The 12405-nt window shown below is 70.2% G+C and carries 11 protein-coding genes; 7 read left to right on the top strand and 4 right to left on the bottom strand.

The features are described 5' to 3' along the window. Positions 1-150: 150 nt before the first annotated feature. Complete coding sequence (locus EV148_RS01540; RefSeq protein WP_131992443.1) at positions 151-1605, top strand: alpha/beta fold hydrolase; 1455 nt, start codon at positions 151-153, stop codon at positions 1603-1605. Positions 1606-1617: 12 nt separating this feature from the next. Here the strand turns inward: EV148_RS01540 and EV148_RS01535 are convergent, their stop codons facing one another. After that, positions 1618-2784: a right-handed parallel beta-helix repeat-containing protein gene (locus EV148_RS01535; protein ID WP_131992440.1), complete on the bottom strand. Its 1167-nt coding sequence runs from the start codon at positions 2782-2784 to the stop codon at positions 1618-1620. 220 nt (positions 2785-3004) lie between these two features. Between EV148_RS01535 and EV148_RS01530 the strand changes: the two genes are divergently transcribed. Then, entirely contained in the window at positions 3005-3946 is a 942-nt protein-coding gene (locus EV148_RS01530) for an ABC transporter ATP-binding protein (protein WP_131992437.1), read from the top strand. Further along, the gene (locus EV148_RS01525; protein WP_131992434.1) at positions 3943-4704 is read left to right on the top strand and encodes an ABC transporter permease; all 762 of its coding nucleotides are present in this window, start codon (positions 3943-3945) and stop codon (positions 4702-4704) included. Before EV148_RS01530 ends, EV148_RS01525 begins: the two co-directional genes overlap by 4 nt. A gap of 45 nt (positions 4705-4749) precedes the next feature. Here the strand turns inward: EV148_RS01525 and EV148_RS01520 are convergent, their stop codons facing one another. Then, positions 4750-5085, bottom strand: coding sequence for a hypothetical protein (locus EV148_RS01520; RefSeq protein ID WP_199222690.1), 336 nt, complete (start codon positions 5083-5085; stop codon positions 4750-4752). Positions 5086-5355: 270 nt separating this feature from the next. On the opposite strand from EV148_RS01520, the gene EV148_RS18785 reads away from it, so the two are divergent. Continuing rightward, the gene (locus EV148_RS18785; protein ID WP_131992428.1) at positions 5356-6453 is read left to right on the top strand and encodes a phytanoyl-CoA dioxygenase family protein; all 1098 of its coding nucleotides are present in this window, start codon (positions 5356-5358) and stop codon (positions 6451-6453) included. Positions 6454-7797: 1344 nt separating this feature from the next. On the opposite strand, the gene EV148_RS01505 is transcribed toward EV148_RS18785, so the two are convergent. Next, on the bottom strand, positions 7798-9156 hold the full coding sequence (locus EV148_RS01505) for a choice-of-anchor Q domain-containing protein (RefSeq protein WP_131992422.1): 1359 nt from the start codon (positions 9154-9156) through the stop codon (positions 7798-7800). Between the two features lie 304 nt (positions 9157-9460). Here EV148_RS01505 and EV148_RS01500 point away from each other — a divergent pair, with 304 nt between their 5' ends. Then, the gene (locus EV148_RS01500) at positions 9461-9706 is read left to right on the top strand and encodes a hypothetical protein (protein ID WP_131992419.1); all 246 of its coding nucleotides are present in this window, start codon (positions 9461-9463) and stop codon (positions 9704-9706) included. Positions 9707-9815: 109 nt separating this feature from the next. Continuing rightward, positions 9816-10157 carry a hypothetical protein gene (locus tag EV148_RS01495; protein WP_131992416.1) on the top strand — a complete coding sequence of 114 codons (342 nt, stop codon included), beginning with the start codon at positions 9816-9818 and terminating at the stop codon, positions 10155-10157. 211 nt (positions 10158-10368) lie between these two features. Here the strand turns inward: EV148_RS01495 and EV148_RS01490 are convergent, their stop codons facing one another. Next, positions 10369-11028, bottom strand: a complete 660-nt coding sequence (locus EV148_RS01490) for a gamma-glutamylcyclotransferase (RefSeq protein WP_241987938.1) — start codon at positions 11026-11028, stop codon at positions 10369-10371. A gap of 182 nt (positions 11029-11210) precedes the next feature. On the opposite strand from EV148_RS01490, the gene EV148_RS01485 reads away from it, so the two are divergent. Then, on the top strand, positions 11211-11993 hold the full coding sequence (locus tag EV148_RS01485) for a hypothetical protein (RefSeq protein WP_131992413.1): 783 nt from the start codon (positions 11211-11213) through the stop codon (positions 11991-11993). Positions 11994-12405 lie beyond the last annotated feature (412 nt).

Raw genomic sequence — 12405 nt, 5'->3', positions numbered from 1 at the left:
CCCTTCCATGCCGCGTTCACGTTCCGCGGGTGGGTGGCGTCGGCGCCGTCATGGCAGGCATGGTGGCGCAAGCCGCTTCCCGCAAAAACGGCGGCTCGGGCATAAACGCTGCGCGACCGCTGCGCATCCCATGCGGAAAGGGGGCCATCAATGCTGAATCGACCCGTGCACATGCTCGCGGCGCTGCCGCTGTCGCTGCTGCTGGTCGCTGGGGCGGCGGCCGTCGGCAGGGACGCCGCCTTCGGCGCCGCTTCGCCCCGGCTCGGCGATTGCCGGTTGCCGGACGTGCCGACGCCCGCGCGCTGCGGCGCGTTCGACGTGCCGGAGAACCCGGATCGACCCGACGGGCGCCACCTGTCGATCGCGGTTGCCGTGCTGCCGGCCAGACGCATGCCCGTGCGGCGCGATCCGATCGCGTTCTTCTCGGGTGGGCCTGGGCAGGCGGCGATCGATTCGGCCGCGGACATCGGCCTCGACCTCGCGGCGACGTTCACGGATCGCGACATCCTGCTGATCGACCAGCGTGGTACCGGCCGGTCCGCACCGCTCGCGTGCACGCTGCATGCGGCCGGGGACGAGGCGGCGAGCCTCGCCCATTTCCTGCCGCCGGCGGCAGTGGCGCGCTGCCGCGACGAACTCGCCGCGCGCGCCGACCTCACGCAATATTCGTTCGCGCGCTTCGCCGACGACGTCGAACACGTCCGGCGTGCGCTCGGCTACGGCCGGCTCAACCTCTATGCCTTGTCCTACGGCACGCGCGCGACGCAGGTGTACCTGCATGCCTACCCGGACTCGGTCCGCACCGCCTACCTCGGCAGTGTCGTGCCGATCGACGTGCCGATTCCGTTGCCGTTCGCGCGCGTGTCGCAGGACGTGCTCGACGCGACGATCGGCGCGTGCGAAAGCGACGCGCGCTGCGCCGCCGCGTTCCCTGCGTTGCGCGAAGAGACGAGGCAGGTGTTCGCGCGGCTCGCCGATGGCCGGGTCGAGGTTCCGGTTGCCGGTACGGAACGGCCGGTCGCGCTCGACGCGGGCCGCGTCGCCGAACGCCTGCGCTTCATGATGTATTCGCCGGCAGGTGCCGCCGACGTGCCGTGGACGATCCATCGTGCGCACCAGGGTGACTGGAAGCCGCTCGTCGATGGCATCCTCGAATCGGCGCGCGGGTTCGACCACCAGTTCAGCGCGGGGGTGTTCCTCTCGATCACCTGTGCGGAAGATGTGAGGTACATCACCGACGCGGAAGTCGCCGCCGCGACGGCGCACACGTGGCTCGGCGACTACCGCGTGCGCGAACAGCGCGCCGCCTGCGCAGGCTGGCCGCAGGCGACGCTGCCGCCGGGCTATCGTGCACCGGTCGTGTCGTCCGTGCCGACGCTGTTCGTTTCCGGCGACGTCGACCCCGCGACGCCGAAGGCGTTCGCGGACCGCGTGGCGAAGGGCTTCGCTCGCCACGCCGACCTCGTGCTGCGCGGGCAGGGGCACTCCGGCTGGACGCGATGTGCGGCAAGTGCGCACGCGACGCTCGTCCGCACGGGGTCGGTCGAAGCCATCGATACCACGTGTCCGGCCACGCCGCGACCGCCGTTCAGGATCTCGCCTTGAGGCGAAACGCATTCAGCCGTCGAAGCCGTCGTTGAAGATCGCCTCACCACTCCATTCATAAGCGCCGATGTCGATCGCGCCGCTCACGATACGCGCGGCGACGTTGGCCGGGTGGACGTAGATGCTCGCCGGCTGCAACGCCTCACCGCCGCCGCTGCCGGGGTCGACGCCCTGGTCGATCACGGCGCCAGCATCGGCGCGCAGGCGATAATCGTAGTGCGCCGCGTCGACGAACAGGTCCGCGCTGCCCGCGTAGTTGTGATCGAGCACGGCGCCCGCCTGCGTGCTGATCGTGCCGCCACCGAAGAAGATGTTGTTGCGCGCGAGCGCGGGCGTGCTGCCGCCCACTTGCAGGAACGTACCGCCGCCGCGGTCGTTGACGAACGTGTTGTTGACGACGAACAGGCGGAAATCCGTATTCGACCCCGCGCCTTCGCTGAGGTAGTCGAGCATCGCGCTGTTCTGCGTCGTCGACGGCTGCTGGATGAGATTGCCGATGACGTAGGTGAGGCCGCCATTGGGCAGGTTGATCTCGTAGCTCTCGTTGCCCGCCTCGCCGGTGAGGCGGTTGTAGAGGATGTCGTTGCGCGCGGCGCGCGACTTCAGGAGGTGCCCGACGATCGCGTCGTGCGACCAGTTGGCGCGAAACACGAGATGGCCGACGTGGCCGACGTAGAGATTGTGCGAGAAACCGTCGCCGGCGCCGTTGTGGGCGAACTCGCTGTACTCGATCGTGATCGTGCTCGCGACGTCTTCGCCGGCGAGGATGCCGTTCTCGTTGTCGTGAAACCAGGCGTGCCGCACCGTCAGGTTGGTGCCTTGCTGGCGGATGCCGGCGCCGTTCATGTCGGGCACGTGGCAGCCGGAGAGCTCGATGTTCTCGATCGTCGTGTCGGCGCCGGAGATCACCCAGATCGCCTTGCCCTGCGCGCTCGCGCCGTTCGCATCGATGCGCGGCCGCCCGTTCACGCCGCGCAGGGTCAGTCCGTTCTTCGACCACGCGCAGACGTCGCCCGCGTAGCTGCCGGCGGCGTCGATGAGGATCGTGTCGCCGTCGGCGGCCGCGGCGATCGCCGCGCAAGGCGTCGCATGGGCGTGCCCCGGCCCGACCTCGAGGGTGGCGGCGCGGGTTGCAGAGGTCAGGCAGACGAGCACCGCGACAGCGGATCGAACGTGCATGGTGGCGGTCTCCACGGGGTGCGCCGATCATTGCACCCGGCGTGAGGACGCGAAAGCACGCGGGTGCGACGCAGGTGCCACGGAATCCGGGCCGCCCGCGCTCGTCATGCGGGTGATCGCGGTGACGGGACGCAGTGTCCCTCACCGCGCATGCCTGCGCGCGCGCGGGCGAACGCGAGCTCCGCTAGCATGGAAGGCCCGCCGCCTGCGCGAGTGACTCATGCCGCCGATCATCTCCGTGCGCAACCTCGACAAGGTCTATGCCTCGGGCTTCCACGCCCTGCGCGACGTCAGCCTCGACATCCGGCGTGGCGAGATCCTCGCGCTGCTCGGCCCGAACGGCGCCGGCAAGACCACGCTGATCAGCATCATCTGCGGCATCGTCCGGGCGTCGTCGGGCACGGTCACCGTCGATGGCCACGACATCGTGCGCGACTACCGCGCCGCGCGCGCGAAGATCGGCCTCGTGCCGCAGGAGCTGTCGACCGACACGTTCGAGAAGGTATGGGCGACCCTGCGCTTCAGCCGCGGCCTGTTCGGCAAGGCGCCCGACCCGGCGCACCTCGAGAAGGTGCTGCGCGAGCTCTCGCTGTGGGACAAGCGCGACAGCAAGATCATGACCCTCTCCGGCGGCATGAAGCGGCGCGTGCTGATCGCCAAGGCGCTGGCGCACGAGCCGTCGATCCTGTTCCTCGACGAGCCGACCGCAGGCGTCGACGTCGAACTGCGCCACGACATGTGGCGCATGGTACGGCGCCTTCGCGACGAGGGCGCGACGATCATCCTGACCACGCACTACATCGAGGAAGCCGAGGAGATGGCCGATCGCATCGGCGTGATCGCCAAGGGCGAACTCGTCGTCGTCGAGGACAAGGCGACGCTGATGCGCAAGCTCGGCAGGAAGCAGCTCACCCTGAGCCTGCGCGAGCCGCTCGAGCGCGTGCCCGACGTGCTCGCCGACCAGCCGCTCGAGCTCGCGCAGGACGGCCACGCGCTCGTCTACACGTTCGACACGCAAACCGAGGAAACCGGCATCGCCGCGCTGCTCAAGCGCCTCGCCGAGCAGGGCATCGACTTCAAGGACCTGCATTCGAGCGAGAGTTCGCTCGAGGACATCTTCGTCGGGCTCGTGCACGGCAAGCCGCAGCAGGCCGCCGCATGAACCTGCACGCGGTCAAGGCGATCTACCGTTTCGAGATGGCGCGCACGTTCCGCACGATCACCCAGTCGATCGCCTCGCCGGTGTTGTCGACCTCGCTCTATTTCGTCGTGTTCGGTTCGGCGATCGGCTCGCGCATGGGCGACATCGGTGGCGTCAGCTACGGTGCCTTCATCATTCCCGGCCTGATCATGCTGTCGCTGCTCAACGAGAGCATCTCGAATGCGTCGTTCGGCATCTACATGCCGAAATGGGCCGGCACGATCTTCGAGCTGCTGTCGGCGCCGGTGTCGTTCATCGAGGTCGTGCTCGGCTACGTCGGCGCCGCGGCGACCAAGTCGGTCATGCTCGGCGTGCTCATCCTCGTCACGGCGCGCTTCTTCGTGCCGTACCAGATCGAACACCCGGTGTGGATGCTCGGCTTCCTCGTGCTCACCGCGCTCACGTTCAGCCTGTTCGGTTTCATCATCGGGCTGTGGGCGGACGACTTCCAGAAGCTGCAGGTGATTCCGCTCATGGTCGTCACGCCGCTGACCTTCCTCGGCGGGGCGTTCTACTCGATCGACATGCTGCCGCCGTTCTGGCAGCGCGTGACGCTGTTCAATCCGGTCGTCTACCTCATCAGCGGCTTCCGCTGGAGCTTCTACGGCATCGCCGACGTCGACGTGGCGACGAGTGCGTTCGCCACGCTCGGCTTCCTCGCGCTCTGCCTCGTCGCGGTGTGGTGGATCTTCCGCACGGGCTACAAGCTGCGCAGCTGAGACCGCGCGGTGCGGGGCGGCGCCCGTGCGCCGCCCCGCGGTCCGTCATTCCTCGGTGAACTCGATCGGCGTGTCGAGGTCCTCGCAGAAGTTCTGCTTGCTCGGCGGGCTCGTGCTGCCGTCGCTGAACCGGGCACGGATCCACTGCTCGCAGCCTTCGTCGTCGGTGCTGCTGTCCCATACCAGCGTTTCGGTCTTGCCCGGCGCGATGCCGCGGCCGATGTCGAAGTCGCCCCAGGTCTTCTTGTCCTCCGACACCTGCAGCTTGGTGATGCGCGTTTCGGTCGCGTTGGTCACCTTGAAATGCCATTGGTCCGCCGCGCCTGCGAATGCGGGCAGCGCGAACGCCACGCACAGCAGAGCGGCCCTGGCCGTGTTCATGATCGACATGCTCGTTCCCCATTGGTGGCAGCCCGCCGATGCGGCGGGCCGAAGATGCAGGCATGCTTGGACCGATCGGTCCGACGACCTGCGGGACATCGACGAGCAAGTTCGGTGCCAGCCGCGAGCCGCGGCGTAGGTGGGCAAGCCCGTGCGCGAACGCGCAGGGCGTGTCGCTTCCTGACAGCCGCAGCGCGTTCCAATCGTCCGTTCGCGCGCTCGGCGGCGCGCCGGCTTCGGCCGGCGCTCGCCCGCCGCTAGACTGCAACGATGATCCGCGACCCGTCCGAACTCGACATTCCCGCGCTGCATGACTACTGGGCGCGCCGACTGCGCGTGCTGCGCGGCGAACGGCGCGCGCGCGACCCTCGCCGCGAGCATTTCGATCGCATGCTCAGCGACAGCCTCGGCATCGGCCTCGAGCAGATCGCGCGCTTCTTCTCGACGATGCCTTCCTACGACGCGCTGCGCGCGTTCGTGCTCGAGTGCCACGGCGGCGGCCTGGACCCGCAGCGCGTCGCGTGGGTGAATGCATTGCAGGAAGGGCGTGCGTATCCCGGGCACGTCGCGCGGCACCTCGCCGCCGTGCGCGCGCACGCATCGGTGCTCGACGCGGCCGCGCTGGCGCATTGGGACGAGCACGGCTACGTGGTGTTGCCGCACGCGATCACGGCGGATGAATGCGCCGCCGCGAGCGCCGCGGTGCACGCGCACGTCGCGGCCGATCCCGCCGATCCGCGCACCTGGTACGCAGGAACCCTGCGCCAGGGCATCATGGTGCAGCTGTTCCAGCATGAAGCGCTCGAAGCCGCGCGTCGGTCGCTGCGCATCCACAAGGCATTCGCGCAATTGTGGGGCAGCGAGGACCTCGTGATGACGGCCGACCGTTGCGGCTTCAATCCACCCGAGAACGGACACTTCCATTTTCCCGGCCCGCACCTGCATTGGGACGCGGAGCTCGAGCCACCGCTCGGCCTCGGCATCCAGGGCATCCTCTATCTCACCGACACGCCGGCCGAACAGGGCGCATTCACCTGCATCCCCGGCTTCCACCGCGGCATCGACGACTGGTTGCGCGCGTTGCCACGGGGCGCGGACCCGTATGCGCACATTCCGGCCGACCAGGCGCGGCCGATCGCGGGCGCTGCCGGCGACCTCATCCTGTGGCATCATGCATTGCCGCACGCGAGCAGCGCGAACCGCGGCGTGCGCCCGCGCATCGTGCAGTACGTCGCGATGTATCAGGCGCGCCCGGCGTTCGTGGCCAATGCCTGCGGGACGCCTTCGCCCGAGGATGCTCGCGCGGACGGATCGAAGCCGTCGGTGAAGATCGCGTCGTCGCCGTCGCACGCGCCGTCCGCGTCGTAGCGCGAAACGAGGGCATCGCTGGACCCGGCCTGCCATGCGCCCGTGCCGAGCGTGAGCCAGCCGTCGACGTCGGCGGCCGGCACGGCCTCGCTCGCGTAGCCGAACGCATCGCTCGAGCGGCAGGGCCGGCCACCTGCATCGAACTCGGCGATCCGCGCGGCGACGTGGCCCATGCTGTCGGCGAGGTCGAAGCCGCCGACCAGCAGGCGGCCTCCGGCGCCGCGCACGAGGCGGGTCGGCACGCCCTCGACGGCGGCACGCGCGTCTTCGCGCACCGCGCCGTCGGCCGCATCGAGGCGGAGCAGGCGAAAGCCGCCGGCGCCAGGGCCGTGCACGACGGCGAACACGTCGCCAGCGTGCGCGACGAGGCCGCCGACATCGAGGCTGGATCGGTCGGCATCGGCATTCGGCGCGGCGCGTGTCCACGCGCGCGTGCCGTCGGCGCGCACTTTCCACAGCAGCGCCTTCGGTACGCCGAACGTCGATTCGGGCGCGCCCGCGAAGACGTAGCCATCGTCGACGCCGGCCACGCGCGCGAGGCCGAGCGGGTTGCCGAGTTCGCCGTCTTCGCGGCCGGTGAACACGACGGTGCCGCCCGCGTCGAAGCGCACCGCGAGATAGCCACCGCCGATCGCGACGCCGCGCGCGGCGACGATCGCGCCGCCATCGGGCAGGGCGAGCATGTCGTCGGCCGAGAGGGTTGCCTGGCCCGACGACCAGCGCCAATCGGGCAGCGGCGTGCCCGCCGCGGTGTAGCGCAGCACGACGACCTCGCCGCCGCTGCTGGTGGCGACGAGCAGGTCGCCGCCGGCACTGCGCGCGATGCGCGTCGCGCCGGGCGCGTAGCGACCCGTGCGCGTCGCGTCCGACCAGATGACGTCGCCGCTCGCAGCGTCATGGACGCGCACGTGGATCGGCGAGGCGTCGCCGATGTCGCCGTCGACGAGCGCGATGCGTGCATCATCGAGCAGGGTCATCGCGATCGTTCCGCCGCCGACGTCCTCGCGCAACCATTCGAACCCGCCGTCGGCGGCGAAGCGCGCGAGCGTCGCGTGGCCGGTGCCGTGGTGGGCGACGTGCAGCGCGGCGAATACCGCGCCGTCCGGGCCGCGCAGCATGGCGGCTGCGGTGGTCCCGTGCTGCGGCTCGGGGTGTTGCCAGGTCGACGTCCACTCGGGCGTCCACGCGGCGCAGGTGGTCGACACGACGAGCAGGAAGCTGAGGGCGGATCGGCGCATTCGCGGCATTTCCCGGGGCTTGGACTGCATTACGCAGTTTCGCACCCGCACCCCTCACTCCGCCGCGCCGAGCGGATCCGGCCGCGAGCCGGGAACGCGGCCGTGCTCAGGCCGGGTAGCAGCGCTCGTCCGGTTCCTCGAAGCCGCTCACGTAGATCACGTCGGTGCTGCCGAGTTCGACCGCGCCGATGTCGACCTGCGCACCGATGCGGCGCGGATAGAGGCCGCTCATCGCATACGGGCCGGCCCATGTCCCGCCGCGCTGGTCGCAGGCGAGCGCCAGCGGGTTGGCGCCCGCGTCGATCGCGGGACTGCCCGGCTGCAGCGGCATCGTCATCGTCTGCCCGCCCCAGTCCGCGAACGCCGCGAACAGCGGATCGCCCGAGAGGGTGCCCGGCGGCACCGCGACGCTGGCCTGGCCGATGAGGTCGTGGTCGCCGCTGATCGACGACGCGCCGCCGATGTCGCCGCCGGGCATGTTGCGCGCGACGATCGTGCTGACGAGCTTGAGCGTATGCGAGCCTTGCACGACGATGCCGTTCGCATGATCGGCGCGCACGCCCGTGTTGCCCGCGATCGTGCTGTTGTAGATCGCGAGGTCGGCGCTGGCCTCGATCGCGGCGGCGAAGCCGGTCGCATGGTTGAACGCGATCGTGCTGTCGACGATCACCAGGTCGCCGCTGCCCACGTAGAGGCCGCCGAACAGGCCGAGGCCGCCGCCATAGGCGGCCGTGTTGCCGCTCACGAGCGAGGAGCGCAACTGCACGGGGCCGAGTACGCCGACGCCGCCGCCGTAGCCGAAGCCGGTCGCGGTGTTGCCGGTGATCGAACTGAACGCCGCGGTGAACGCGTACGGGCTGAACACGCCCCCGCCGTAGGCGTAGCCGGTGCTGCCGTGCGCGAGCGCGGTATTGCCCGTGACCGTGCTGGAAACGAGGTCGACCTGGTCGTCGGACCAGATGCCGCCGCCGAGCGCGGCGTCGCTGCCGGTCGATTCGGCCGTGCAGCCGCTGACGACCGTCGCGGTCAGCGTCACGCGGCCCTTCGCGTAGAGGCAGCCGCCCTTCGCATTCGTCGTGCGACCGCGCTTCAGCGTGAGCCCGGTGATCTCGAGCGAGCCGCCCGAGCGGTGTTCGATCACGCGGCTGTGCGTGCCCGCGTCGATCGTCACGCTCGGCTGCGGCTTGCCGCCGGCGACGCGCACCGGCGCGACGAGCTTGAGCGAGTCGGTGTTCGGGTCGATCAGCGCGCCACTCGTCAGCGTGATCGTGCTGCAGGCGAGCTGGCTGAAGTCGATCGTCGTGTTGTTGTGTGCATCGAGCATCGCCTGGCGCAGGCTGCCGGCGCCGCTGTCGTTGCAATTGGTCAGCGTGAAGTTCGCGCCGTCGGGCGAGGCCGCGCGCTCCGCAGGCGCGGGCGGATCCGCGATCGCGGTGGCGCCCGCGACCGCGCCGAGCGACAGCATGAGTGCGCGTGCGAGCGTGCGGGTGGGCGGGGCAGGTCGGTCGGCATGGTCGGTCCTCGACGCACGGAAGGTTGCGCCCGAGGAACGCCGGGCCGGGGCCGCATCGGACATGGCACGGCAAGGACACGGCAGTGCCGGACGGCGGAATCGGGGGCCTCATCACGCACGTTTCGTGACACAAGCCTCACCGATCGGTTCAGGTCGGCACGCGGTCGCCCCGCATTCAGCCCGCGGGGTTAGCCTCATCCCGTGCGCGTCCGCCTCCGCCGCGTACAACCATGAAACCGAAGGGAGTACATCGCGCATGAGCGTCGATTCGAACCTGCGCAACGCGATCCGCGCGATCGAAGCGTTGAAGCGTACCCACGACGCGTCGGCGGCGCTGAAGCCGCTGGGCACGCCGATGTCGGAGGAGGAACTGCGCGAGCGCGCCGAACTCGTCGAGAAGGTGATCCAGACGCGCAGCAAGCTGAAGGCGCTGCGTGACCGCTCCGAGGCCCTGCGCGAATCACTCGAGCGCTTCCGCAAGCAGCGCGCGGCGTCGGCGTGACGCGAGGCGTGCGCGCAGGGCTGAACGGCGGCGTGTCGCGTCATCGCCGATTCATCGCCGGAGCACTATCCGTATTGCCCCCGGAGAACGACATATCCAGAGGATGCCCATGACCGACCAGCACCGACACGGTCTCGAGGAGAGCCTCGAGGTAGGTCCGCCGCACGCCGAGCCCGCCAGGCTCGCCTCGGTCGTGATCGGTTACATGCGTGATCGCCCGCTCGCCGTCTACGTCGGCGACGACGCCACGCTGCAGTGCGTGCCCGCGCGTGCGCTTGGCGAGGTCGAGGTCGACGACATCATCGGCGTGTATTCGCCCAAGGCTGCGCCAGCCGTGATTGCCGAGGACATCCGTGCCTATGTCGAAGCGCGTTTCGGCGTTCGGTCGGCCCCGGCGGCGCCTGGCCGCAGGCGCGCGCGCGGCGCCGCGCCGGCCGTCCACGCGGCCTAGGTGGAGCATCGCCCCCTCTTCGCCGACGCGTCGCAAATTCCCGTTCGCGCTGGGCGCAGCACGCGAAGCATCGCAGTCGACGCGCCTGCCGTCGAGGAGGATGACCGTTCCCACCAGCGCAGCATGACAGCTGCAGGAGTGCCCCCGCGCGCACCCGTCGCCCCCGGCCCTCATCAGGACGCATCGTGGCCAAGCACCGCGCGCAGGGCATTCAGGCCGTTCGCCCTGAACGGTGGCTCTCTCCCATGCCGCGCAGCGCGCGTTCGATCGCGAACACGTGCGGATCGTCGGCCTGTTGCGCGCGCAGCGCGTCGGCGAGATGCAGCACGTAGTCGCGGTTCGCGCCGCTCGGGCCATGGGCCGCGGCGATCTGCCGGGCGATGTCCGCGTCAGGGGCGGGGCCGAGCCAGGCTGCATTGTGTTCGTCGGCGATGTAGACGAGGCCATCGACGCGCGTACCGTCGTCGAATTCCAGCGGGGCGACATGGCGCAGGTACCCATTCTTCTCGCGGTGATCGAGCGCGTCGAACACGGCCGGCGTGACGAGGTAGGCGACACCGGTGCAACTCGCGCCTTCATCACGCGTGAGCGTGAGCACGCGGCCCGGCGCCTCGGGCGTGCCGCGGTGGTCGTGCGAGCCCTGCCAGAAGCGTCGCGACCAGCCGTGCAGGCGCGCACGCCGGCGCTCGATGAAGGCGAAGTCCGCCTTCCAGATCAACGAGCCGTAACCGAACAGCCAGACCTCCGCGGCGCCTTCGAAGCGATGGCGCTCGCGGTTGAGCGCGGTCGTGTCGTGCGTCATGCCGTCCATCATAGCGGCGGCGCTGCGCGATGCGCGCAATGCCGGCACCACACCGCGGCGGAAGGGCATGTACGCTCGGCGCATCCCGATGGTGGAGGGCCGGGCCGGCGATGGACCGGGCAGCGGTGCGGAACCGCGGCGCAGGGCGTCGACGCGGCCGCGCGCGAGGCGCACCGCCTCGACGCACGCACGCCGTCGGCCTATGCTGCCTGTTTCAATCGCGGAGGTGCCACGTGCGAGCACGATCGACTTTGATCGCCACGGTCTTCGTCCTTGCCGGCTGTGCGGCCGAGCCGCCGAAGGCGAATGCGCCGCTCGCCCCGCGCGTCGCATCGACCGGTGAAGCGTCCGCGATCGCGCGCATCGAAGCCGCCGGGCGCGCGATCTACCGCCAGGACATGGTGGCGCAGCGCGCGCGTGACGCACTCGCGGTGCAGGGCGTCGCGATGCCGCTGCCCGACGTCGGTGGCTGGATCGTCACCGAGCTGGCGCAGGGTACGCGCGCAAGCCTGTTCGTCGAGGACGCCGACGCGCAGGCCCATGTCGAAGCCGACGTGTTGCTGCCGCCGCCGGGCCAGGGCTTGCCGCAGGTGACGTTGAAGCCCGCACGCTCGCCCGATGCCGCCGAGGCGGCGATGTATCGCGCACGCCAGACCGCACTGGCCAACGCCGACGAACTCTGCGGCGCGGCGTTCGGCACGGTGATCCTGCCCGGCGCCGATCGTGGCTGGGAGGTCTACCTGTTCCCCGAATCGGATCGCTCGAAGGTGATCCCGCTCGGACCGCTGCTGCGCTTCGACGTGTCCGCCGACGGCAGCCGGCTCGTGTCGACGCAGGCCTACTCGAAGGAATGCATCAGCATGGCCGACGCCGACGCCGACCTGTACGTGAAGCTCGAAGGCCGGCCGCAGGACGAGCTGCCGGTGCCGATGGACGTATTCCTGAGCCTCACCTATCCCAAGCCGATCATGCTCGCGACCGGCGGCCACCTGTGGCTGGTCGAGAACGGCCGCATCAAGCCGAAGGGGCCGTAGGGCGTACGCGCCGGGGCGTCCCGTGTGCATTGCCTCGACTGCAGGCGCCCACCCTGTGGGCGACTGTTGCGTTGCGATGCAGGGGGCGCGACGGCCGCGCACGGGTTGCGCTCCTGCGGATGCTGCTCCCGTGGCATCCGGGGTCGCGCGTACTCGGCGGCGCGTGAAGTCCATGATCCAGTTGGTTTCCCGGTTCTTGCCGCCGTCGGACGAGGTCGCCTGTTCCCGGTGCGCGCGGTCGGCGCCGTCGTGCGACCACTGGTAGCGGGGCGCTGCGGCTTGCCGTTCGACGACGGCCTCGGAATGGAAGCGACCGACGCCGTTCCCGAATCGCCCCTCCACCGGAGGGTCCACCGCGCCGTGGGTTCCGTGCGCCGGGCCACCGGCCCTCGCATCGCGCTTCAGTGCCGCT

It is taken from the genome of Dokdonella fugitiva, assembly GCF_004342425.1.
Classification (GTDB): Bacteria; Pseudomonadota; Gammaproteobacteria; order Xanthomonadales; family Rhodanobacteraceae; genus Dokdonella_A; species Dokdonella_A fugitiva.
This window is presented reverse-complemented; position numbering and strand designations above follow the sequence as displayed.